This window comes from Conchiformibius steedae (genome assembly GCF_014054725.1).
Taxonomy (GTDB): domain Bacteria; phylum Pseudomonadota; class Gammaproteobacteria; order Burkholderiales; family Neisseriaceae; genus Conchiformibius; species Conchiformibius steedae.
Genome location: NZ_CP059563.1, coordinates 1,301,263 through 1,325,213 on the forward strand (window position 1 = coordinate 1,301,263; position 23,951 = coordinate 1,325,213).

Here is a 23,951-nt window from a genome sequence, read left to right on the forward strand (position 1 = left end):
TTTCCTTTTTTATGTTTGTTTTAACTTTCTTGGGTATCATCGCCGTAGTATTTTTCGCCGATGCGGATGGGCTCGCGCCCTTGACTGCGGCGGTGGGCGTTGCTGTCGCGCAGTGAATAGGCACAACCGCAGTATTCTTGCTGGTAAAAATGTTCGCGTTTGCTGATTTCAATCATGCGCGCGCTGCCGCCGCCTTTGCGCCAGTTGTATTCCCAATAGGTGATACCGGGGTATTTGGCGGCGGCGCGTACGCCGCAATCGTTGATTTGGTTCATGTTTTTCCAGCGCGAAATGCCTAGGCTGCTGGTAATCACGGGAAAACCGTTTTCGTAGGCATACAAGGCGGTGCGCTCAAAACGCATATCAAAACACATGGTGCAGCGAATGCCGCGTTCGGGTTCGTGTTCCATGCCTTTGGCGCGGGCAAACCAGTTATCTACGTCGTAATCGGCATCAATAAACGGTACGCCGTGTTTTTCGGCAAAGGCGATGTTTTCGTGTTTGCGGATTTCGTATTCTTTGAGCGGGTGAATATTGGGGTTGTAAAAAAATACGGTGTATTCAATGCCCGATGCCAGCATGGCTTCCATCACTTCGCCCGAACAGGGGGCGCAGCAGGAATGCAGCAGCACTTTTTTCGCACCGTTGGGGGCTTCCAATACGGGGCGTTCAATGGGGGTAACGAGGGGTGCGGTCATAGCGGGTGTTCGGTTTAGTGGTGGGCGTGGGCTTCGCCGTCCAGATGGTAAATAGTGCCACAGTAGGGGCAAGTGTATTGGCTGTGCGATTCAATCGGCAGAAAAACGCGCGGATGTCCGTTCCACGGCTGCTCTTGCGGACCAGTGCAGTGCAGGGGTAGCTGGTGTGGGGTAATGCGGACAACGGGATTTTGGGCAGACATGGTGTGTTCCTTTATTGTGGGGTGGAAAAAATGCTTGAGGCGTTATTTTACCGCGATTGTTTATTTTTTGCTGCGTGGGGCGCGGTTTTGTTCCAGTTCGTCCAAACGCTGTTGCGCTTGCGCCAGTTGTTGCTGCAGGCGGGCGATTTGGGCGGCGGCATCGTTGTGGGGATTGAGAAACTGCGCAATTTGCTGGCAGGCGTGTCCCAGTTTGGCGGCTTTTTCCGCCCATTCGTCGCCCAACAGCTCTACCCAATTGCAGCGCACCGCGCTCAAACGCAACATCAGGTTCATTGCCAGTTCCACATCGCCTTCAAATGCCAAATCGTTGAAATCTATTCTTTTGCCCTGCATCAGTTCGGGCAGGGCGCGGGGGTGGATAATCAAAACGGCGTGCGGGCGGCGCAGGGTGTCGTCCAACAACCCTTGCGGGTTGATGCGCCCGCACAAATCAAAACCGGCAGTGCGTATGCCCACCGTCAAACCGTTAAAGCCGCTCAACTCACGGCACACATCGGGGTTTTGCCGGAGCAGGCGGTTAATGAAAAGTAATGGATACATTTTTGTTTCTTATTTATTTTTTATGGCATACACCGCGTCAAGATTGCGCCACATGCCTTGTGCGTCCATGCCGTAGCCGAACACATAGCGGTTGGGCACGCTCACGCCCACATAATCCGCTTGAACAGGTTTGGCACGTCCGATGGCTTTATCGGCAAACACGGCGGTGCGGCAGGATTTCGCGCCTGCTGCCAAAACGTGTTCGCGCACGGCGTGCAGGGTATGCCCTTCGTCTAAAATATCATCTAAAATCAAAACATCGCGCCCTTCAATGTTTTGGGGGCGGCGCAGCCACTGAAACGCCCCGCCTTCCAGCTTGTCGCCATAGCGGGTAATGTGGATATAGTCAAAATCCAGCGGAAAATCCAATAATGGTAACAGCTTGCCTGCAAACACCACCGCGCCGCCCATAATCGGCAGCACCAAAGGATAATGTCCGCCCAAATCGCGGCGCAAATCTGCCGCCATGCGTTCAATTGCCGCTTGACACACGGCAGGGCTGTGGATTTCGTCTGCGTGTGCCAGCAGTGATACGGCTTCCTGACGGCGGGCGGATAAATCGGGGTTCATCATGCAATATTTCTAAATCATTTCAACTTTATCATTCTACCGCCATCTTTACCTGTAGGGCAATTTTATCGGTAATCAATACATTTGCACCGAAGCATTGATACTTTGGTGGATTTGCTGTTTACCGGGGTTGTTGTCCATCGCATTGGCAGCCGATTTTGCTTGCATGGTTACCGGCATAGCCATCGGCAATGGCGCACGGGCGTAAGAAACGCCTTCTTCGGCAACGTTTGTAAACGAACTGTTTAAATCCAAACGCACTATTTTATATCCGCTAAATCCCAATGAACGACTGAAACCCTGCGCCCGCTGTTGAAAAGTCTGCAAAACTTTTTCGGTGGCTTCTTCCACCGCCGCCGCGCGTTTTTGCGGCGACACGCTGTAATACATCCGCGTTACCGCCGCATCTTGTTCGCTGTCGGCAATCAGGCGCATCAACGCGGCAAAATCTTGGCTTCTGACCTGCACTTCTACGCTGTCGCGCCAGCCGTTTACCCGTTGTTTATCATCGTATTCGGGATAGCTTTGGCGGTTGGTGGTTTCCGATTCAAAAGCGCGGTTGGCTTTGATACGCGCCAGCAGCGCATTTAAACGGCGCGTCACCACTTGCGCTGCTTGTTGGCGGTTTTTGGCTTTTTCGCTGATGTTAAAGCTGACATTTAAAGTATCGTTGGCAACGGTAACGCTGACGCTTTCGCGGAAATTAACCAGATTGTAATGTAAAGTTTCGTTATCGGCTGCTGCTGCGGGCAGGGCAAGAAGTGTTACAGGCAATACTGCTGTCAAACGGCAGATTTTTTTATTGTAGAACATGGGTTTTCTCGTTTAAACGGTAATCGGGGCGCAGACGGCACTTGATACTGTCTGCGCTTTTTATTTCCATTATTCCCATTCAATCGTGGCGGGCGGTTTGCCGCTGACATCATACACCACGCGGTTAATGCCTTTCACTTCATTGATAATGCGGTTGGACACACGCCCCAGCAGGCTGTAGGGCAGTTCCGCCCAATGCGCGGTCATAAAATCGCTGGTTACCACGGCGCGTAAAGCCACCACATAATCATAAGTGCGCCCGTCGCCCATTACGCCCACTGATTTAACAGGCAGGAACACGGCAAACGCCTGACTGGTCAAGTCATACCAAGATGTGCCGTTGTCATCGCGGGTATGGCGCAGCTCTTCAATAAAAATATCATCGGCTTGACGCAGTAAATCGGCGTATTCGCGTTTCACTTCGCCCAAAATACGCACGCCCAAACCGGGACCAGGGAAAGGATGGCGGTACACCATTTCGCGCGGTAAACCCAATGCCACGCCCAATTCGCGCACTTCGTCTTTAAACAAATCGCGCAAAGGTTCAAGCAATTTCAGATTCAGGGTTTCGGGCAGTCCGCCGACATTATGATGCGATTTAATCGCATGGGCTTTATTGGTTTTTGCGCCTGCGCTTTCAATCACATCGGGATAAATCGTGCCTTGCGCCAACCACTTGGCGTTTTGCAGCTTGCCCGCTTCGCGCTGGAACACTTCCACAAATTCCGCACCGATAATTTTGCGCTTTTGTTCGGGGTCGGTAATGCCTGCCAGCTTGCCCATAAAGTCGTCAGACGCATCAATATGCACGACTTTGACACCCAAATTGCGGGCAAACATTTCCATTACTTTTTCACCTTCGTTCAGGCGCAGCAAGCCGTGGTCAACAAACACGCAGGTCAGTTGGTCGCCGATGGCGCGGTGAATCAAGGCCGCCGCCACGCTGGAATCCACGCCGCCCGACAAGCCCAATACCACTTCTTCACTGCCCACCTGTTCGCGGATTTTGGCAACGGCTTCGTCAATATAATTGGGCATGGTCCAAGAAGGTTGTGCGCCGCAAATATCCAGCACAAAACGGTTAATCAGCGCACGACCTTGTTTGGTGTGGGTCACTTCGGGGTGAAACTGAATGCCGTAAAAATGTTTGTCGGCGTGTTCCATCATGGCGATGGGGCAACTGTCGGTTTTCCCTGTAATTTGGAAACCTTCAGGCAGCTTGGACACTTTATCGCCGTGGCTCATCCACACGTCCAAAACATTGGGTTCGCCGTCAAAAATACCGCGTGTCAGCTCGCCGTCTGCGGTGCGTACTTGCGCGTAACCGAATTCGCGCTGGTTGCCTGCCGTTACCGCACCGCCCAAATGGTGTGCCATAAACTGCATACCGTAACAAATCCCCAGCACAGGCACGCCCAAATCAAACAATGCAGGGTCGGCTTGGTATTCGGAATCGTAAACCGAATTGGGTCCGCCTGAAAGGATAATGCCTTTGGGATTAAAGGCTTTAATCGCATCCAAAGGCATATCGTAGGGGTGCAGCTCGCAGTAAACATGCGCCTCGCGCACACGGCGGGCAATCAGTTGGGTCACTTGTGAACCAAAATCGAGAATCAAAATATTGTCTTGGGTCATGATGCGGAAAACGGAAAAACACAAAACGGCGATTTTAACATAAGCGCCGTTTGCCCTTACTGCAAATTGTGTTTTTTCAATATGGCATGAATATCTGCCGCTGCCTGTTCGGGGCTGCTTGGCAACCACGCCTTATCGCCGCCAAAATGGGAAACTTTTGGCAAAGCACTTAAAAAGCCTTCAATATCCGCCGCTTCCAGCAAACGCCCGTGCAAATCCCAACCCACATTCAACACGCGCCCGCGCACAGGCGCGATGCGGTCGTGGATATGCCCGTGCAGATGATACCAACCCTTATGGCAACCGTCCCACTCGTGAATCGGGTAATGAAACAACACCATTTTTTGTTTGCTGTCAGGCAGTTTGAGCAGCAGATAATCCTGCGCCGATGCCAGCAGCGGCAAACCGTCGTGTTTGGGCGTATTAAGCAAGCGCGGTGCGTGTTGGCGAATCAAAGCATCGTGATTACCATAAATCAAATGATGTGTACCGTTTAAACGGCGCAGCACCGCTTCCACGCGCCCAATATCGCGGGCAAACGACACATCGCCCAAGTTGTACACCGTGTCTTCAGGGCTAACCACTGCATTCCATTGTGAAATTAAACATTCATCCATTTCATCAACATATTGCGGACGAAAGGCAGGACAAAATTTAATAATATTGGCATGGGAAAAATGCAAATCGGACGTAAAAAAAACTTTACTCATCAATGTTCTCCATTTTAAGCAGCCTGAAAGCCGCCATTGTTTAAAAAATCTTGAATAAACGCAATTTTTTCCTGCTCGCTCAACTGATTAAACTGCTGTTGATAAGCGCGGATGTATTCCAGCAGCGGATAAAATTCCTCTTCCACATCATGACGGTTCAGCTTGCGCGGCAGCGTTGCGCTGTTGCTGCGCCCGAAAAACTTGGAAATCAGGTAAAACTGCGATTTCAGCTTAAACAACAACTCGTCCGTTTCTGCATCAAATACCATAAAGCCTTCGTGTTTCACGTTTTTTAATAAGGTTTTCAGTTCGCCGAAACGTAAATCGCGCAAGGTTTCGGGACGGTGCAAAGGCGTATCGGGGTGCGCCGCGCTAAATTGCGCTGCCAAATCGTCTAACTCGCTTTCGCACATCATTTTTCCTGTTGCCACTTCAATCGCGCCAATCAGGGTTTCGCCCAAACGTTCGCGGATAATATGCACATCATTTTTATCGGTAATTTCAAATAAAAACGTGTGGTTGGGATATTGTTTAAACAAGGCTTCGTATTGACGGCAATGTTTTTCGGTCATTTTGGCGAAATCGCTGTCCAGCGAACCTGTGGTGGAATACAGCACTTGCCCGTCAAATGCTGCGCCGTGGCTGGGGTGGTGTTCGGGCAGTTGCACAAAGGTGCAGCAGCCGAGAAAACCGTTGATTTTGACTACGGCATACACGCGGTGATGATCGTCAATATCCAGCGGATACAGGCTGTTTTTGGCAATACGTTCCGAATAATTAAAGGTTTTTTTAAACGGGCGCACAATGATTTGATGATGCTTATCCAACACCAGCCCGCGCATTTCCAATAAGGCATCGTCAAAACGGTTTTCGTAAAACACGCTGCGGGCGTATTTGAGCACGCGTAAATCGGGATGGCGTTTGCTGGTTTTGCAGATGAAATCGCGTTGTCCGAACTGAAAATACTCTGGGGTAACAAAAGTTTGCTGGGCTTCGTCAAAGGGCAGTTTGCGCTGGCGGAACTGTTCTGCTGCGGCGACGGCGGCTGCCTGTTCCGCGCTGATGGGGCGCACGGCGGGAACGTGGATTTCGTCGCGCAGGGGGTTGGTGTTGAGCTTTTGATACGCGGCTAAAACGGCGTGTTCGGGTACGCGGTGCAGATTGGGGTAAAAATTGTGCAGGCGGTACACTTCAGTAGCGAAACCGTGTTTGCGGGCATTTTGCAGCAGGGCAATGCAGGCAGATGATTTTTGATTGGTATTGGAATTAACAATCAAAATATCGGCTTGCGGATTTTTCTGCCCGTGTTTTAAGGCTGCCTGAAAACGCTTTTGTCCCGCTGCTTGCGCTTGGGCAAGGGCTTCGCTACTGAAACGGTATTCGCCTTGTGCATCGGTCATCAGCAGGTCGTTTTCAATATGGACGACTTCGCCATTCGGGTAATCGCGTTGGAAAGCGGCAATCTGTTCGGCGGCAAAGGTAGATTTGCCCGAACCTTGATGTCCGCGAATCAGGATAAATTTTTGCATGGTGTGTCCTTAAAAAGTAATTTGGTCAAATACAAAGCCTGCGGCATCGCGCCAGTTTAAAATGGGATAATAATATTGATAAGTTTCGTCATCGGGAAAAGGTGTGATTAAAATTTGTTCGGCAAAATGGCGGCGGTGGTCGGGGTGTTCTATCCATTCGCGCATCAGCTTTTGAAAATCTTGCTCATCTTCAACAAAGGCGTTGTCTATGCCGATGCGCCATCTGTAGCCAAGCATATCGCCTACATAATGCGCGGCGGCAGTGGGGTTGGGGGTGCGCCGCCAATCTGCCAGCATGGGGCGGATGTCTATGCCGCCTGTGTGAAACATCGCCAAACTCTCAAACAGACTGCCGTGTATCGGTATTAAATCGTCTTGCCATGGAAAGGTATGCAAACGGCGGCGAAACAGTAAATTGGCGGTATGCTGCACCGCTTCACGCTCGCTGTCGCTGAAATAATCGGGAAAACAGTCGCGCAGCCGCGATAAAAACAGTTCGGGCGAATGGTGCAGTTCCTCGCCTTGTATCAGCAGCTCAAACCAACGCGGTAGAAAATATTTGATTTCATCGGCATAGGTTTTTTTGTCGCTGATGTCACAAGGGGCGTTGTTGTATTCATAAAAATAGTTTGCGCTTAACTGTTTCAGCGGCATACGCATCATTTCGCGCATCATTTCCTCTGGCATACAACTGGGGCAATCGCAAGCGTGCAGCGGAAAAACAGCACGATAAGATTGGAAAATATCGTATAGCGTGGCAATGGCGCGGTTTAGGTCGGTTTGGATGCTCATGGTTCAGTACCGTTTGAAAGTATTGGTTTTCAGGCTGCTTGATACATCAGGGCAAGAATCAACTTGCTGGCTTTAATGCAACATCCGTGCCTATGCTGTTTATTTTGCTGAATAAGTTTTTAATAGATTGAATCAAAATAAAATAAAAATATTTTTCGCCATTTTTAGGCTGCCTGAAAAAACCAAAAAACGCGCTTGAAAAAGCGGAAACGAGAAAATAAAATCGCCTGATTATTTTTCAGAGTTTGGACGTGATGAACAAACAACGCATCGTTATCAGCTTTCTCGGCACGGTTTTAGACAGCACATTCGGGCAAGGGCGCTGGCGCAAATGGCGACCGAATGTCGCCATTCATCAGCAAAACGGTTTGCAGATTGACCGTTTGGAATTGTTTTATAGCGAAAAATTCCGCAGCTTGGCACAACAGGTATGCGCCGATATTGCCACCGTGTCGCCGCAAACCACCGTGAATCTCGTGCCGATGGCATTGGACAATCCGTGGGACTTTAGCGAGGTATATGCCAAGCTGCACGATTGGGCGGCTGCCTATCCCTTTGATACGGAAAAAGAAGAATATTGGACGCACATCACCACAGGCACACACGTTGCGCAAATCTGCCTGTTTTTGCTGGTGGAAAGCCGTCAAATCCCCGGTGTGCTGCTGCAAACCGCGCCGCCGAAATCGCCACGCAATCACGAAGCCCATGATTATGCAGGCAGTTATGAAGTGATTGATTTGGATTTGGCGCGTTATGATGCGTTGGCGGCGCGGCTGGCGGCAGTGCGCGACAATGCGGTGTTGTATCTGAAAAGCGGCATTGCCACCCGCAATCCCGCGTTTAACCGCATGATTGCCGAAATTGAACAGGTTGCGCTGCATTCGCCTGCACCGATTTTATTAAGTGGTCCGACTGGGGCAGGTAAATCCATGTTGGCACGGCGGATTTTTGAGCTGAAAAAAGCCCGTCATTTGGTGTCGGGGCGGTTTGTGGACGTGAATTGCGCCACTTTGCGCGGCGATGCGGCGGCTTCGGCTTTGTTCGGACACAAAAAAGGCGCGTTTACGGGCGCGGCGGACAAACGCGACGGCTGGCTGAAAAGTGCCGACAAAGGTGTGTTGTTTTTGGATGAAATTGGCGAATTGGGCTTGGACGAACAGGCAATGTTGTTAAAAGCCATTGAGGAAAAAAGTTTTTACCCACTGGGCAGCGACAGCGAAACCGAAAGCCGTTTTCAGCTGATTGCAGGCACCAACCGCGATTTACGCGCCGAAGTGCGGGCGGGGCGGTTTCGGGAAGATTTGTTTGCCCGCATCAATATTTGGCATTACGCGCTGCCGCCATTGGCGCAACGGCGTGAAGACATTGAGCCGAATTTGGCGCATCAGTTGGCGCTGGTGTCGCAGGAATTGGGTCGCGCCACCCGTTTTAACCGCGAGGCGCAACAGGCGTATTTGGATTTTGCCTTATCGCCGCAAGCGGTGTGGACGGGTAATTTCCGTGATTTGGCTGCCAGCGTGATGCGTTTGGCAACTTTGGCACCGCAAGGGCGGATTTCGGCGGATTTGGTGGCGGCGGAAATTGAACGTTTAAAATGGCAATGGCAGGACACGCTTTCAGGCAGCCGTGATGCGGCGCGGCTACCTGAAAAAGTGAACACGGAAGCATTTGATGAGTTTGATTTGATGCAGTTGCAAAATGTGCTGACGGTGTGCCGTCAATATCCCACGCTGGCGCAGGCGGGGCGGGCGTTGTTTCAAGTGTCGCGGCTAAAACGCAGCACGCCCAACGATGGCGACCGTTTACGCAAATATTTGGCGCGTTTTGGGCTGACGTTGGCGGATGTGTCAGAGGGGAAAGAAAATAATTAACTAAATATCTTGGAAAAATTGATGAATGAAGCAAATCAATTATCTGCATTGCAGATGCTGTTAAATTTCAAGCCATTAAATAAATTTGATTTTAATGATGATGCTTTAAAAATAAATTTGGATTTATCGGGATTATCCGTTTGTTTGAGTAACGATGCTGCACATGTCAAACCAATAGATATTATTGATAAAACCGTGGGGTATCTGGATGTATATGCCACTACCCCGATAATGAGATTTTCTACGCAAACAAAACAGCTTCAATATTTTTTATATACTGAAAATATTGAAAACGTTTATTTCTTGCAGGCAGATTTCTTGTTGAATAAGAAAATAATTGGCAATTTGTATTTTGACGCTTATCTTGAAGAAGGATCAAGTATAGCCAATTGGGAACTTGCTTATATTTTGAAAAATAAAATAGTCTTTATCAGCAATAAAATCCATCCTGTCGGTTTGGAAATGGATAAGGTAGGCATCAGCCCGTCTTTATCCTTTCTACTGTATCAAGATGCCATGATTGGGTTGGAAATTGATTTTAAAACATACTTTTCAAATAAATGGGATGCGTATGAAGAAATTTTCTTAAGCGATTATTTAACGGCGGTTTGCAAAGCCAATTGGCTCGCCAAAGAGGATAATGAAAATATAGAGACATTGAAAAGAATTTTAATTGCGTACAAGGGCAATGTTTTTATTTCCGATGTAAACACTATCCTAATGGAAATCAAAAGTGATGATAGCTAATCCGCTTTGAGATGGTGACAACATCGGTTCGTATTGCCCGACTGTTGATACCGTGTGCGACTTGTTTCCTTGTGTGAATAACAATATCAGGAAAAAGACTCGTATGGTTTTATTATAACCTATAGCCTGATTGTGTTATTATTAGGCGAAGTATTTAAAATTTTGTGGATGAATGATGATGTTAAAACGTATTGGTGCATTTTTGACCGTTTGTTTATTATTGGGAGCGTGTAACGATGCGCCACCAGAGGTCGCCTCTACGGCTTCGGCTTCAGCTTCAGCGGCACGCCCTGATGATGAGTTTGCGGTGGAACGCCCGCCTGTTAATCCGAAATGGCCCACTTATCTGGTGGGAACGGAAACCACCTATGCGCCGTTTGAATTTCGCGACAGCCAAGGCAACCCCGTAGGTTTTGAAATTGACTTGCTTTATGCCATTGCGCAGAATCAACAATTTAATATTACTATTCTGCCCAATAAACGCAAAGATGCACAACACTATTTGGACACGGGGCGTCATCATATTTGGGTTTCGGCGTTTCAAATCGGTGTGGACATTGATGCCGATTACACCGACAGTTTGATGGATTTTTACCGTGTGGTGGCGGTATTGGAACATTCGCCTTTAAAAACTGCGGCAGATTTAAAACAAAAAATCATTTCGGTCAATAAAAACAGCAGTCAGGAAACCTTAAACAAAGCTGTTACGCTGACGGGTGCGCCTGATAAAGTGTTGCATAGTGAAACCTTTGTTTTGGCGATTCATGCGGTGCAGGGAGATAAAGCAGACGGTGTATTGGGTGATGTGAATATGTTACGCGCCTATGATAAAGACCACGCAGAAGTGAAGTTCCGTTATATTACCATCAACGACCCTGTGGGACATATTGGTTTTGCGGTGAAAAAAGGCAATAAGGAATTACAGAGAAAATTAAATCAGGGCTTGAGTGCGGTAAAGGCAAACGGTACATACGATGCTTTGGTAAAAAAGTGGTTTGGTCATTAACAGTTTGAGGTTTTAAATCGTTGGGCTGCATGGATTTTCATGCAGCCTTTTGATTTTTAATTTGCTCAAACAGATAGTTGGGCAAAGGTATTAAAGTAGTCGGGAAAGGTTTTGCGGACGCAATCGGGGTCGTTGATGATAACGGGGGTATCCAGCAGCGAAACCAGTGAAAAACACATTGCCATGCGGTGGTCGTCGTAGGTGTCGATGCGGGCATCGGGGATTAGGCGTGCGGGTGGGGTAATGTGAATGGCATCGGCTTCTTCGCGGACGGTTGCGCCCAGTTTGCGTAATTCGTTTGCCATGGCGGCGATGCGGTCGGTTTCTTTGACACGCCATGAGGCGATATTGCGGATGCTGCATGTTCCGCCCGTTGCCAGCGCCACTACGGCTAAAGTCATGGCGGCATCGGGAATATGGTTGGCATCAATATCAAACGGCAGTACGGTTTGCCCTGCAGTGCGGGAAACTTCAATAAAATCATCGCCCCAAACCACGGTTGCGCCGATTTTTTCCAATTCGCGGGCAAAAGCGGTATCGCCTTGAATGGATTGTTTGCCCACGCCGCACACGCGCACGGGATTGCCGCCCAACAGCCCTGCTGCGAGAAAATACGATGCGCCCGATGCGTCGCCTTCCACGTTTAACACGGCGGGTGCGGTATAGCGGGCTTGTGCGGGAATGTGGAAGCGGCGGTACTCTTCGCATGCAATTTCCACACTAAATTGTTTGATTAGATTCAGGGTAATATCAATATAGGGGCGCGAAATCAGTTCGCCTTCTACTTCTACGGTGTAGGCTTCGCCCACCAGCGGCAATGCCATCAGCAGCGCGGTTAAAAATTGGCTGGACACATTGCCGCGCACGCGAATCAGGCGCGAACCCGAATCGTTGAATGCGCCGATGTGCAGCGGGGGAAAGCCTGTGTTTGCCAAATAATCAATGGACGCGCCCGCTTGTTGCAGGGCATCTGCCAAATCGCCGATGGGACGTTCGTGCATCCGTGCCACGCCGTGCAGGGTGTAGTCGCCGCCGAGCAGGGCTAATACGGCGGTTAGCGGGCGGAAGGCTGTGCCTGCGTTGCCGAGAAACAAATCGGCGTGCTGCACGGGAAAACGTCCGCCGCAGCTGTGTACGCGCACGCTGTTTTCGGCAAGGGTTTCTACTTGAACGCCCAAGCTGTTTAGGGCTTCCAACATGCGTTGGGTGTCGTCTGAATGCAGCAGCGAGCGGATTTCGCAAGGGTTGTGCGACAGCGCAGCCAGCAGCAAAACGCGGTTGCTGATGCTTTTGGAACCAGGCAGGCGCACGGAAACGGGACGGGAAATGGTGCGGGCAGACAGGTGTAGGGATTGGGTCATGGCGGGAATGGGGGTAAAAAGGGCGATTATAGCGGGTTTGCTGTGGAAACCAAAAAAAGCCGTCTGACAGGGGAATCAGACGGCTGGTTTATCAACAATCAAGTGGACTTATCGGCGCGACAGAATACGGCGGATAAAAATCACCGCACCAGCAGCAAACACCAGCAAGCCCAACCATTGTGCGGCGTGTTCCGACACCCAATTCACCGCCAAAGGCGCATCTGAACCGCCTGATGTGACCGAAGCGACAATCACAAATGCCAAAATCACACCTAACAGGCTTTCGCCCACAATCAAACCTGCGGCGAACAAAGTGCCGTTGCGTTCGGCGCGTTTGTGCAAGGCAGCGGCATCTTCGCCTGTTTGTGCGGCGCGGCGGCGCAGGTGACGGGCGGTAAACCACGCAACCAGCGTGCCCGCTACAATCGGCATATTCACGGCAGGGGGCAGGTAAATACCCATGCCTACTGCCAGCGCGGGCAGGGCAAAACGTCCGTTGCTGCTGCGTTTGAGCAGGCTGTCGGCGATAATCAGGGCAATCCCCAAACCAATGCCTGTAAAAATATAGGTCCATTCCAAATCGCCTGAAAAAATCCCTTGGGCGATGGTGGTCATCAGCGTGGCTTGCGGTGCGGCAAGGGCTTGGGCTGCGTCCATGTTCTCACGCGGCATCGCACCTGTAAAACCATAGGCGTGATACAGCGTTTCCAACACGGGTGCAATCACCGCTGCGCCCACCACGCAGCCGATTAACAGCGCAAACTGCTGCCGCCACGGAGTAGCGTGTACCAGCAAACCTGTTTTCAAATCCTGTAAATTGTCGTTGGAAATGGTGGCAATCGCCAAAACGATGGATGCGGAAAAGATGGTGAGCGCGGTTAAAAAGCGCGTACCGTCTGCGGTGGCGGTCAGCCCGCTAATATTACCCAACAGCAACAGCGTTAAGGAAATTACCACCACCGAAATAATGCCGATGCCTGAAATCGGGCTGGAAGAAGAACCCACCAAACCCGCCATATAACCACACGCCGCCGCCACAAAAAAACCAATCAGCACCGCCAGCAGCGTACACGCCAGCACCAGCATCACGGTAATGCCCGCAGGCAGCAAAGCGGCTTGTACAAAACCATACACCGTTGCCGCAATCACGACCACGGTTGCCAAGGTGATGTAAATCATGGTTTTCGGGTGCAAATCCTGTTCTACGCGGCTTTGCGCGGTTTGATGCGGATTTTTCAAGGCGGCAAACGAGCGGCGCATGCCTTCTGCCATGGGTTTGAGCAGGGTAAGCAGTGTCCAAATGGCGGCAATGCCGATGGTACCCACGCCAATAAAACGCACTTTTTCTTTCCAAACCTGCATGGCGTAAGCCGCCATGTCTGCATCGGCAGGCATGGGCGCGGCAGCGGTAAAATACGGCACGGCAATCGCCCACGCCAACACAATCCCGCTTAAAATCGCCAATCCGCCCACAATACCGACCAAATAGCCCGCACCCAATAATGCCAAGGAAAAACCCATCGGCACTTGAAACACCGCATTGCCCGCCTTAAACCAATAGCCCGCGCTGTCCGCCATTACTCGTAAACCATTGGTGGCAAACGCCGCTGCACCCGCCAACAGACTGCCTGAAGCAATTTCTTTAATCCCCGTTTGTGCCGCAGCACCGTCGCCGTTTTCGTGTGCGCCTGCTTTCAGGATTTCGGCTGCTGCCACGCCTTCAGGATAGGGCAAATCACTGTTTACCACCATCACCTGACGCAAAGGCACGGTAAAAATCACCCCCAAAATTCCGCCTGTGGCACACACCAGCATGGTCAGCCAAAACGGAAAACCCTGCCAATAGCCCAACATCAGCAGTCCGGGCAACACAAAAATCACCGAAGACAGCGTACCTGCCGCCGAAGCCTGCGTTTGTACCATATTGTTTTCCAAAATATTGGAACCCGCAAACAGCTTCAGCACCGCCATGGAAATCACAGCGGCGGGAATGGACGAAGCGAAAGTCAAACCCACTTTCAGCCCCAAATACACGTTGGAAGCGGTAAACACCACCGTAATCAACGCACCCAAAATCATGCCGCGCAGCGTTAATTCGCGGTAGGCGGCGTAAGCATCGGAAGGCATGATTTACATTCCTTAACGGTTAATCACAGGTGCATTATACGGCGTTTGTTTTTTGTAATCAGCTGTTGCGGCAAGAAAAATAATTATTCTAATGCAAAATACCCGTATCTGGCGCAGATACGGGTAGCGGTTTTTTAGGTTTAATTGCAAGAAAATGTAAGCAAATTTAGCGAATATTAACGCTTTTTGCGCTTAACGCAGCCATGCCAAAGGATTCATGGCGCGGTTGCGGTAGCGGATTTCAAAATACAGCCCCTGTTCGCCTGCGGGCAAAGTGCCTGTGATGCCCAAAGTTTGGTTGGCAGACACTTTTCCACCTGCACCCACGCTCAAGCTGCCCAAACCCGAATACACCGATAAATAGCCTTCGCCGTGGTCAATAATCACGGTGTTGCCATAGCCCGCCAAATGCGCGGCGTATGCCACTTCGCCTGCCGCCACGCTGCGGACGGAAGTGGCGGGGGTGGCGATAAAAATGCCGTTCCACACGCCGCCACCGGCACGCGCCTGTCCGAAACGTCCCATTACCCTGCCTGATGCAGGGCGGCGCAACTGACCCTGCAAACGCGCCAAACCGACATGATTAACTTGGGCGGCGGGTGCTGGGGTTGGGGTTTTGGCGTTGGCGGTTTGGTTGCGCTGTTGTGCCGCTTTGCGTTTGGCGGCGGCTTGGTTGCGTTGCTGTGCCGTGCGCCGTGCCGCGATTTGTGCCAATACCTGATTTAAATTCTGCTCGTTTTGGCGCAATTGGCGGATATTGGCATCATAACGCCCGATTTCCCCCGCCAAACGCTGACTGTCCGCCACCGCATCACGGTGCGAACTGCCCAATTCGCGCAATTTCGCCTGTTGCTGTGCAATCAGCTTTTTCAAACGCGCCAGCTCTGCTTTGACTGCTGCTTCTTGTTGAATCAGCTGTTCTTTTTGTTCTGCCAACTGGCGCAGTACGCGGTTGTTGGCTTCGTTGATGTAGCGGCTGTATTGCAGCAAACGTCCTTTTTGTGCCACATCTACGTTTTTAAAAAACAAAATCAAGGCTTCGGGACGGCGGTTTTTGTAGCTGCTCACCAGCAGGTTGGCAATTTGGGTTTTGGTGCCGCTTACTTCGGTTTCCAAACTGCTCAAATCATTTTGCAGTTGTTGCAGTTTTTCCCACGAAATGCGTTGTTGTTTATCTAATGCTGCCAATTCGGCGCGCGCTTTTTCCAAGGCAATCTGGGTTTGCGAAATCACCTGTTTGGCGCGTTGCTGTTGTACCTGTTTGACTTTCAGGTCTTTTTGCACCGTTTGGATTTTTTTGCGGACTTCTTTCAGCTTAACCTGCGCTTTGGCTGCTTTGCGGTTCAGTTCGGCAGACGGAATGGCGGGGTTGATTTCAATAACCGTTTCGGGGTCGGCATGCGCGGCAGGGGCAAACAACACACCCAAAGCCGCAACAGCGGCGAATTTTTTCAGTTGCATGGCGGTGCGCTTCTAAAAATAAAGAAAAACACTGCCGATTATAGCGGATTTTTTGCCACAAACGCCCGATTGCTTTACCATTCGCCCTTATTTTGCACACGAAAACAACATGACCCATACCGTCCGTTTCCACGCCGAACACACCGACAATACCGTTTTGCAACGCCTGTGCGGCGTGCTCGATAGCCACATCGACACCTTGGCGCAAGCCTTAAATATCAGTATCAGCCGCCATTTTGATGATTTTACCCTTAGCGGCGAACACGCCCACGCGGGCAAACGCGCCTTGGAAGCCCTGCTGGTGTTGGCAGGGCAGGGCGAGTTGGACGATGAAGCCATTCATCTGGCAGCCGTAGAAGCCAAAGCCGCCGACACCGCACCCGCACCCCAGGACAGCCCCCGCGCCTACCATTTCCACACCAAACGCGGCAGCATCGGCGGACGCACGCCCCGTCAAAACGGCTACATCCGCGCCCTACTCAATCACGATGTGGTATTTGGTTTAGGACCAGCAGGCACAGGCAAAACCTATTTGGCGGTGGCAGCTGCCGTTGATGCCGTAGATAAACACCAAGTGGAACGCATTGTATTGGTGCGCCCTGCGGTGGAAGCAGGCGAAAAACTCGGCTTTTTACCGGGGGATTTGGCGCAAAAAGTGGACCCCTATCTGCGCCCATTGTATGACGCGCTGTATGACTTAATGGGTTTTGACCGTGTCACCAAGCTGATGGAAAAAGGCTTAATTGAAATCGCCCCTTTGGCGTATATGCGCGGACGCACACTCAACGGCGCGTATGTGATTTTGGACGAAGCGCAAAACACCACGCCCGAACAAATGAAAATGTTTTTAACCCGCATCGGTTTTGGCACAAAAGCCGTGATTACGGGCGATTTAAGCCAGATTGACCTGCCGCGCCAAATCAAATCGGGTTTGCGCGATGCCAAAGAAAAACTTTCGGCAGTGGAAGGTATTTATTTTCATACCTTTACCAGCGAAGACGTGGTACGTCATCCTTTGGTGCAAAAAATTGTGGATGCCTATGATGCAGCAGAAGAAGCATAACTTTACATAATCAAACATTTGGCGGGCTTGATGCTGTATGATTTGCCGCCATTTATCAAATAATGTAGTCAAAGGAAATAAGCGATGCGTTTTTTAGGTGTGTTTGTTCTGTTATTCGGAATCTTGGAAATCTTATCCATTGTGATGGCGGTAAAGCTGTTGGGCGGATTAACTGCCATTGTCTTGATGGGGTTGAGCTTTTTTATCGGCATCAAACTGATGAGCGGGCGCGGTAATGTGGCGCGGACACTGATGGGCGCGGCGGTGATGCGCGGCGCGGGACAGGTGTCGCTGTATCAGCTGCTGTGGCCGCTGCGGATTCCTTTGGCGGGTATGCTGCTGATGTTACCTGGGTTTTTATCCGATATTTTGGCTGTCTGCCTGCTGCTGCCTGTGCGCGGCGGTCAAAACATCGGCGACAAGGGCAGTCAGCAACAGACTTTTTCAGGCAACGGCAGCTTTGGTGCGTTCCGCTACGAAACCCGCAGCAGCCGTCAAAACGATGAAGACATTATTGAAGGCGACTTTACCACCGTTCAGGGCAATAACAAACGCCCGTCCCATACGCAAAATCAGCACAATGTGATTGAGCACAATGATGATTTTCGTTGATTAGGTCAGGCGTGGCACTTTGGGAAACAAGCGGTAAAAATTGTCGCTGGTGTGCTGCATGATGTGTTCCAACGTTTCGCCGCGCAGTTGTGCCAAAAATTCGGCGGTGTGGCGCACATAGGCGGGTTCGTTGCGCTTGCCACGGTAGGGGACGGGCGCGAGAAACGGCGAATCGGTTTCCACCAGCAGGCGGTCGGCAGGACAATAACGGGCAGCCGCTTGCACATCAGCAGCGTTTTTAAAGGTAACAATGCCTGAAAACGACAGGTAATAGCCTAAATCCAAAGCCATCTTTGCCACGCGCACGTCTTCGGCGAAACAGTGCATCACCGCGCTTTGGGCGCGGTGTTCGCGCATCAGGGCAAGGGTGTCGTCCGCCGATTTGCGCGTGTGTATCACCAAGGGCAAACCTGCTGCGTTTGCCGCTTCAATATGGGTAATAAAACGGCGGTGCTGCCACGTTAAATCGCCGCTGCACCAATGGTAATCCAAACCCGTTTCGCCGATGGCGGCGACTTTGGGGTGACGGGCGTGTTCCACCAATTCGTCAAAACTGAATTCGGCGGCACTTTCGCTGTCGGGGTGGATGCCTACGGTGGCGTAAACGTGGTCATGGGCTTGGGCAATCGCCAGCACCTGCGCGAAACTGTCGCGGCTGACGCTGATGGCAAGTGCTTGGCGAACTTGGTTTTTTGCCATATTGTCAAACACTTCGGGCAGGCGTTCTGCCAAGCCTTCAAAATTTAAATGGCAATGGGAATCAATCAGATACATGGTTACATGGTGTAGGTGGGGTGGTCGCTGTGCAGCAGTCCGCTTAACAGGGCTTCAAAGATGTTTTTGGTTTTGATGCTGTTGTCGTCGCTGCCAAATGCCAAGCCGATGCCTTTGGGTCGTCCGCCTGCGCTGGGGTTGCTGTTAATCCAGCAAACGTTGGTTTTAACAAATAATTTTTCGGTTTTGGCGGGGGTAACCAGTTCCAAAACCAATAATACTTCTTCGCCCATTTCGTAGCTGTCGGACGTGGGCAGGAAGACGCCGCCGTGTTCGGTAAACGACATATAGCTGGCGTAAATCACGGGTTTGCTTTCGAGGCGCAGGCTGACCATACGACCGGGAACTTGTCCTGCGGCGGGCGCGGCAGGGGCGGGTTTGGCTGAACTCATGGGGGATTTCCTTGAAAGTGAAAGGGTTTGTTTTGCAGCATCAGTAAGTAGCTGCTTAACAGGGCTTCTGCCTGCATTCTAACATTGAGGCTGTGGTGTCCGTAAGGGGCAAGACGGTTTAAGTGGTCTTGAAAACGGAAAAGTGTGGCGGGATGGGTGCGGGCGGCAAGGGCGGCGACGGCTTGGGCGTGGGCGGGATAATACCGCGGCGGTAGGGCGTGCAGGGCGAGGGCGAGGTCGGCAAGCCATTTGTGCAGCCAATCAAGCAACAGGGCAAGGGGGTATTTGTGTTTGTCAAAATCGGCAGCAAAATCCAATATGGCAAGCAGGCGCGGTTGGGCGAGCAGGTCTAACAGGGTGGCGCGTAAGCTGTCTTGTTCGGGTTCGTGGGCGAACAGCGGCGCACCACCGTGAAAGGCAAGCAGGTTTTCGGCATCGCTGATGTGTTGCTGCTGTAAAAATTGCAGGGCTTGGGTGTGGTTGGGTGCGGGCAGCAGCAGCGGACGGCAACGGCTGCGGACGGTAGGCAGCAGCCGTTCGCGGCGGTGCGAAACCAGCAGAAACATCACCGCTTGCGGGGGCTCTTCCAGAATTTTTAACAGCGCGTTGGCGGCTTGTACGTTCAGGCTGTCGGCGGGGGCAATCAGCACCACGCGCCGTCCGCCGCGCACAGACGATTGGTTTAAGGGTTCCAGCAGTTCGCGCACGGCATCAATTTTGATTTGTGGCAGTTTGCGCCCTGTGCTGCTGCCGTCGTCGCCATCGGGGGCGAGCAGGTAAAAATCGGGGTGGGCGTGGTGTTCAAACAGGCGACAGGACGCACATTCGCCGCAAGCCCCTTGATTTAAGGGGCTTTCGCACAACAAAAAGCGGGCGTAAGCGCGGGCAAAGGCGGTTTTGCCTGTGTCTGCCGCGCCATACAACAGCAATGCAGGCGGTGGCGCTTGCGCGAGCAATTCGCGCCATGTGCGGTCGTGCCAAGGATAAATCATTTTCTGCGTCCGCTTTTTTTGCGTTTGCCATGTCCGCTGCGGGTGCGTTTGCGGCGGCGCGGCGGACGGCTGTTGGTATCAGCAGGCTGTTGCTGGGGATAAGCGGCAGGCGCATGATGCGCTTGTGCGGCAGGCGGTACGGCAGCGGTTTCCGTTTCCGCCGTTTGTTCCGTAAACGGTGGTGTGGCAACAGGCGTATGCGTTGCGCTGTGCACAGGTGCAGTAGTTTGGGTTTTTTTACTGCCTGAACGGAATGCCATCAGCAAGCCCGTTACAATCAACAGTGCGTAAAATAATGGCCACGAGCTGCCCAATTTCATATAAGGCGTGTCGCCCGTCATGCCAAACACTTCGCCTTCCAGCACGGTAGCAGTATTGGGTTTGGCAAATTTAACCACTCTGCCGTTGGGGGCAACAATTGCCGTTGCGCCCGTATTGGTGGCGCGAATCATATAGCGACCCAATTCCAAAGCGCGCGCCTGCGATTGCTGCAACTGCTGCCACATCGCATCAGAACGCCCGTACCAAGCCATATTGCTGGCGTTTGCCAATAAAGTGGATTTTCTTGCCGAATCAATCAGTTCGTCGCCAAAACCGTCTTCATAGCAAATATTGAACGCGACTTTTTGTCCCGCCATATCAAAGGGTTCTTGCCCGATGCCGCCGCGTTTGAAATCCGACAGGGGCATATTCATTTTGCGGTACAGCGGTTCGGTCAGCTGCGGAATGGGCTTGAATTCGCCAAACGGTACTAGATGATTTTTGGCGTAAATTTGAATTTGCGCGGGGTGTTCGGGGTAGTAATCGCTCAAATTCACCATGGTATTCAGATGGCTTTTGCCGTCTTCGGTAAAGGCGGGAATGCCGATTGCCAAGGCGCTGCCGTTTTCACGCGCTTTTTCGGCAAAACGTGCGACCAATTCGGTGGGAACAGTTTGCAAAAATTGCGGAAAAGCGGTTTCGGGCAAAACGACGATTTGCGCTTTGGTGGCAGACACTTGTTCAAAATAACGCTGGTAAGTGGCGATAGCGGCGTTTTCGTCAAATTTCAGGCTTTGGGCGATATTGCCTTGCGCCAATGCCACGCTAACGGGCAGGGAATTTTTATCGGTATAGTTTTTTTCGCGGCGGATGTTGGTTTGTTGCAGCATAATGCAGAACAATAGCGCGAAAATAATGCGTTGCACCAAAGAATGGTTACGCACCATCAGCAGCAGCCATGCGCCCGCCAAGGCGGTAGCAAAAGTGACCAAATGAATCCCGCCAATCGGGGCAAGCGCGGCAAGCGGGCTGTAATCGGCGATTTGGCTGTAACCGAGTGCGCCCCAGCCAAAGCCGGTAAACACGCGCTCGCGGGCAAATTCGGTCAGTGTCCACAGCATGGGCAGCAGCAAACCGATGGCAAGCGGGCGCGGCAGGCGTTGTTTGCCATACAGCCAAAAGGCAATGGCGGGAAACAGGGCTAAAAACGCGGGCAGTAAAAAGGTAAGCGGTACGGCATAGACATTGGGGAGTCCCGACACGTCGTGCAAGGCGGTGTGTATCCACCAAAATTGGGCGGTGTAGGCAATCAGCCCAAACCAGTAGGCAGTGGACACGCGGCGGTGCGGTTTGAGTTCGGTAAGGGCAATCAGTGCGCCAAACAGCAGCGGCATCAGCCAAAACTGATAATAGGGGGCGAATGCGCGGGGGGTGGCAGCGGCAAGCGCGGTAAGGGTAATAAAGTAAATCAGCGGCTTTTGGAAGAATCGGTCAAGCCGCTGCTGCAATCGGGACAATAGACGCATGGATAAAGGTAAGGGGTTGGGTAATTTGGGCGAGATTGTATCGCAAACTGTCTGTGTTTAAAAACAAATTAAAGGGGCAAACGGCGGAACGCCCGAATATCGCGGCTTTAAGCTTGTGCGGCTTGGTCAAGCTGTTTGAGCCATGCGAGCTTTTCGGCGATTTTGGCTTCCAAACCGCGTGAGGTGGGACGGTAGCAGTCGGGTTCTGCCATGCCTGCGGGCATATAGTCGGCAGCAGCGGCATAGGCGTGGGCTTCGTCGTGGGGATAACGGTAGGTTGCGCCAAAGCCTTGTTCTTGCATCCATGCGGTGGGGGCGTTGCACAAATGTGGCGGTACGGGCGCATGGCGGCTGTGGCGGATGAATTCGCGCATTTCGTTAAAGGCGGTATAGCCTGCGTTGGATTTAGCGGCGCTTGCCAGATACAGCACGGTTTGCGCCAATGCCAGTTCGCCTTCGGGCGAGCCGAGCCGTTCGTAGGTGTCCAAGGCGGTGTTCGCTAATTCTAGTGCGCGTGGGTCTGCCAAACCGATGTCTTCCCATGCCATACGCACCAAGCGCCGTCCGATATAACGCGGGTCTGCGCCGCCGTCCAGCATGCGGCAAAACCAGTACAGCGCAGCATTGGGATGTGAACCGCGCACCGATTTGTGCAGGGCGGAAATCTGCTGGTAAAACACGTCGCCGTTTTTGTCAAAACGGGCGGGGGTGTCGCCGAGCAGAGCAGCGGCTTCTGCCACATTTAAAGGTTTGTCGGGCGTGCTTGCCGACAAAATCCGTTCCAAATGGTTGAGCAAACGCCGTGCATCGCCGCCTGCGCTGTTGAGCAACCATGCGCGGGTGTCGTCCGCCAAAGTTAAACCTGCGTATTCGGGCAAGTTGAGGGCTTTGTTGCACAAGGTGTTTAAATCATTTTCGCCCAAGGGTTTGAGCGTATAAACCTGTGTGCGGCTGAGCAGCGCGGCATTGACTTCAAAAGACGGGTTTTCGGTGGTCGCGCCGATAAACACCAAGACGCCGTTTTCCACATAGGGCAAAAAGGCATCTTGCTGGGATTTATTGAAACGGTGGATTTCATCTACAAACAACACGGTGCGTTGTCCTGCGGCGTGGCGGGACTGGGCTTGCTCCACCGCTTCGCGTATGTCTTTTACCCCTGAAAACACGGCGGATAAGGGCTCAAAATGGGCTTGAAAACCTTGCGCGACAATCTGCGCCAAGGTGGTTTTGCCGATACCGGGTGCGCCCCACAAAATCATGGAATGGGGCATACCGCTTTCCAAGGCGGTGCGTAAGGGCTTGCCCGTGTCGGTTAGGTGGTTTTGTCCGACAACATCGTCTAAAGTGTGCGGGCGCAGGCGTTCGGCAAGCGGGGCGGCGGGCGGTTGGGTAAATAAATCAGGCAAAATATATTCCATAATTTAAATTGATTGGAATGGTTTGATTATGAAGAGGAATAATTATAATGAGATTGTTGACGTTTTTTTTTTTTTTTTTTACAATATATTAAACTTCTTTAAATAAATAAACAATTTTATATAAGGATATAAATCATGCATGATTTGATTGATAACCCATCTCCTCGTTGCCCATGTTTATTAGTTTTGGATACTTCGGGATCAATGGACGGCGAACCCATTCGCCAATTAAATTTTGGTGTTCAGTCATTTATTCAAGCTTTGCAAAATGATGAAGTTGCAGCTTGCTCTGTTGAAGTGGCGATTTTGGCAGCAGGGGGACATGTTGAGGAAATACTGCCATTTACAACTGTAATGGATTTAGACTATACCAGTACTTTTACTGCACAGGGTGGGACACCTTTAGGAATGGCAGTAGAAAAAGGGCTGGATATGTTGGAAAAACGAAAAAGCGAATATCAGAAAAATGGCATTGCTTATTACCAACCTTGGTTGGTAATGATTAGTGATGGTGCGCCAACAGATGCTTGGCAAAGTGCTGCTCAAAATTGCCGAACGTTATCCGAAAATAAAAAATTAGTTTCGCTAATGGTAGGTGTTGAAGATGCGGACATGGATAAATTAGGTCAATTTAGTAACCGCCCAGCATTAAAGCTTGATGGGTTAAGATTTGGGGATTTTTTTCAATGGCTTTCTGCCAGTATGAGTCGGGTTTCTTCTTCTAATTCTACTGCTACAACTGTAAATTTACCTCCTATAGATAGTTGGGCTTCTATTTAATACTGATATTAATATAGCCAATGCGGTTTGATTATGTGTTAAGAGTGTT

Annotated in this window: 23 protein-coding genes; 6 read left to right on the top strand and 17 right to left on the bottom strand. The window is 51.2% G+C overall.

Annotated elements, in window-relative coordinates; translation table 11 throughout:
• Nucleotides 1-20 precede the first annotated feature (20 nt).
• The 9 genes from H3L98_RS06940 to H3L98_RS06980 form a co-directional block, all read right to left on the bottom strand.
• Nucleotides 21-698, bottom strand: a complete 678-nt coding sequence (locus tag H3L98_RS06940) for an epoxyqueuosine reductase QueH (RefSeq protein WP_027021366.1) — start codon at nucleotides 696-698, stop codon at nucleotides 21-23.
• A 14-nt stretch (nucleotides 699-712) separates the two neighbouring features.
• The gene (locus H3L98_RS06945; RefSeq protein ID WP_027021367.1) at nucleotides 713-901 is read right to left on the bottom strand and encodes a zinc-finger domain-containing protein; all 189 of its coding nucleotides are present in this window, start codon (nucleotides 899-901) and stop codon (nucleotides 713-715) included.
• Nucleotides 902-961: 60 nt separating this feature from the next.
• On the bottom strand, nucleotides 962-1,462 hold the full coding sequence (locus H3L98_RS06950) for a hypothetical protein (protein WP_027021368.1): 501 nt from the start codon (nucleotides 1,460-1,462) through the stop codon (nucleotides 962-964).
• 9 nt (nucleotides 1,463-1,471) lie between these two features.
• Complete coding sequence (locus H3L98_RS06955) at nucleotides 1,472-2,035, bottom strand: hypoxanthine-guanine phosphoribosyltransferase (protein WP_027021369.1); 564 nt, start codon at nucleotides 2,033-2,035, stop codon at nucleotides 1,472-1,474.
• Between the two features lie 72 nt (nucleotides 2,036-2,107).
• On the bottom strand, nucleotides 2,108-2,845 hold the full coding sequence (locus H3L98_RS06960; RefSeq protein WP_051531971.1) for an SIMPL domain-containing protein: 738 nt from the start codon (nucleotides 2,843-2,845) through the stop codon (nucleotides 2,108-2,110).
• Nucleotides 2,846-2,914: 69 nt separating this feature from the next.
• Nucleotides 2,915-4,480 carry a glutamine-hydrolyzing GMP synthase gene (guaA, locus tag H3L98_RS06965; RefSeq protein WP_027021371.1) on the bottom strand — a complete coding sequence of 522 codons (1,566 nt, stop codon included), beginning with the start codon at nucleotides 4,478-4,480 and terminating at the stop codon, nucleotides 2,915-2,917.
• A 56-nt stretch (nucleotides 4,481-4,536) separates the two neighbouring features.
• On the bottom strand, nucleotides 4,537-5,190 hold the full coding sequence (locus tag H3L98_RS06970) for a phosphoesterase (protein WP_027021372.1): 654 nt from the start codon (nucleotides 5,188-5,190) through the stop codon (nucleotides 4,537-4,539).
• 14 nt (nucleotides 5,191-5,204) lie between these two features.
• Entirely contained in the window at nucleotides 5,205-6,719 is a 1,515-nt protein-coding gene (locus tag H3L98_RS06975; RefSeq protein WP_027021373.1) for an RNA ligase, read from the bottom strand.
• Nucleotides 6,720-6,728: 9 nt separating this feature from the next.
• On the bottom strand, nucleotides 6,729-7,511 hold the full coding sequence (locus tag H3L98_RS06980; RefSeq protein WP_051531972.1) for a hypothetical protein: 783 nt from the start codon (nucleotides 7,509-7,511) through the stop codon (nucleotides 6,729-6,731).
• Between the two features lie 254 nt (nucleotides 7,512-7,765).
• On the opposite strand from H3L98_RS06980, the gene rtcR reads away from it, so the two are divergent.
• From rtcR to H3L98_RS06995, 3 genes are all read left to right on the top strand, one after another.
• Nucleotides 7,766-9,382, top strand: coding sequence for an RNA repair transcriptional activator RtcR (gene rtcR, locus H3L98_RS06985; protein WP_182078427.1), 1,617 nt, complete (start codon nucleotides 7,766-7,768; stop codon nucleotides 9,380-9,382).
• A gap of 21 nt (nucleotides 9,383-9,403) precedes the next feature.
• Nucleotides 9,404-10,129: a hypothetical protein gene (locus H3L98_RS06990; RefSeq protein WP_027021375.1), complete on the top strand. Its 726-nt coding sequence runs from the start codon at nucleotides 9,404-9,406 to the stop codon at nucleotides 10,127-10,129.
• 172 nt (nucleotides 10,130-10,301) lie between these two features.
• Nucleotides 10,302-11,135 carry a transporter substrate-binding domain-containing protein gene (locus tag H3L98_RS06995; RefSeq protein WP_084481832.1) on the top strand — a complete coding sequence of 278 codons (834 nt, stop codon included), beginning with the start codon at nucleotides 10,302-10,304 and terminating at the stop codon, nucleotides 11,133-11,135.
• A 65-nt stretch (nucleotides 11,136-11,200) separates the two neighbouring features.
• On the opposite strand, the gene aroA is transcribed toward H3L98_RS06995, so the two are convergent.
• The 3 genes from aroA to H3L98_RS07010 form a co-directional block, all read right to left on the bottom strand.
• The gene (aroA, locus tag H3L98_RS07000) at nucleotides 11,201-12,496 is read right to left on the bottom strand and encodes a 3-phosphoshikimate 1-carboxyvinyltransferase (RefSeq protein ID WP_027021376.1); all 1,296 of its coding nucleotides are present in this window, start codon (nucleotides 12,494-12,496) and stop codon (nucleotides 11,201-11,203) included.
• A gap of 108 nt (nucleotides 12,497-12,604) precedes the next feature.
• On the bottom strand, nucleotides 12,605-14,623 hold the full coding sequence (locus H3L98_RS07005) for an OPT family oligopeptide transporter (RefSeq protein ID WP_027021377.1): 2,019 nt from the start codon (nucleotides 14,621-14,623) through the stop codon (nucleotides 12,605-12,607).
• Nucleotides 14,624-14,815: 192 nt separating this feature from the next.
• Nucleotides 14,816-16,084 carry a murein hydrolase activator EnvC family protein gene (locus H3L98_RS07010; protein WP_051531974.1) on the bottom strand — a complete coding sequence of 423 codons (1,269 nt, stop codon included), beginning with the start codon at nucleotides 16,082-16,084 and terminating at the stop codon, nucleotides 14,816-14,818.
• Between the two features lie 109 nt (nucleotides 16,085-16,193).
• On the opposite strand from H3L98_RS07010, the gene H3L98_RS07015 reads away from it, so the two are divergent.
• Complete coding sequence (locus tag H3L98_RS07015) at nucleotides 16,194-17,147, top strand: PhoH family protein (RefSeq protein ID WP_027021379.1); 954 nt, start codon at nucleotides 16,194-16,196, stop codon at nucleotides 17,145-17,147.
• An 84-nt stretch (nucleotides 17,148-17,231) separates the two neighbouring features.
• The gene (locus tag H3L98_RS07020; protein WP_051531975.1) at nucleotides 17,232-17,759 is read left to right on the top strand and encodes an FxsA family protein; all 528 of its coding nucleotides are present in this window, start codon (nucleotides 17,232-17,234) and stop codon (nucleotides 17,757-17,759) included.
• Here H3L98_RS07020 and H3L98_RS07025 read toward each other — a convergent pair whose 3' ends face one another.
• The 5 genes from H3L98_RS07025 to H3L98_RS07045 form a co-directional block, all read right to left on the bottom strand.
• Entirely contained in the window at nucleotides 17,760-18,533 is a 774-nt protein-coding gene (locus tag H3L98_RS07025; protein WP_027021380.1) for a TatD family hydrolase, read from the bottom strand.
• A gap of 2 nt (nucleotides 18,534-18,535) precedes the next feature.
• Nucleotides 18,536-18,925 carry a PilZ domain-containing protein gene (locus tag H3L98_RS07030; RefSeq protein ID WP_027021381.1) on the bottom strand — a complete coding sequence of 130 codons (390 nt, stop codon included), beginning with the start codon at nucleotides 18,923-18,925 and terminating at the stop codon, nucleotides 18,536-18,538.
• On the bottom strand, nucleotides 18,922-19,917 hold the full coding sequence (gene holB, locus H3L98_RS07035; RefSeq protein WP_027021382.1) for a DNA polymerase III subunit delta': 996 nt from the start codon (nucleotides 19,915-19,917) through the stop codon (nucleotides 18,922-18,924). The genes H3L98_RS07030 and holB overlap by 4 nt, the downstream gene beginning before the upstream one ends.
• Complete coding sequence (lnt, locus tag H3L98_RS07040) at nucleotides 19,914-21,704, bottom strand: apolipoprotein N-acyltransferase (RefSeq protein ID WP_084481833.1); 1,791 nt, start codon at nucleotides 21,702-21,704, stop codon at nucleotides 19,914-19,916. The genes holB and lnt overlap by 4 nt, the downstream gene beginning before the upstream one ends.
• A gap of 107 nt (nucleotides 21,705-21,811) precedes the next feature.
• On the bottom strand, nucleotides 21,812-23,110 hold the full coding sequence (locus H3L98_RS07045) for a replication-associated recombination protein A (RefSeq protein ID WP_027021383.1): 1,299 nt from the start codon (nucleotides 23,108-23,110) through the stop codon (nucleotides 21,812-21,814).
• 147 nt (nucleotides 23,111-23,257) lie between these two features.
• Here H3L98_RS07045 and H3L98_RS07050 point away from each other — a divergent pair, with 147 nt between their 5' ends.
• Nucleotides 23,258-23,902, top strand: coding sequence for a vWA domain-containing protein (locus H3L98_RS07050; protein ID WP_034333015.1), 645 nt, complete (start codon nucleotides 23,258-23,260; stop codon nucleotides 23,900-23,902).
• Nucleotides 23,903-23,951 lie beyond the last annotated feature (49 nt).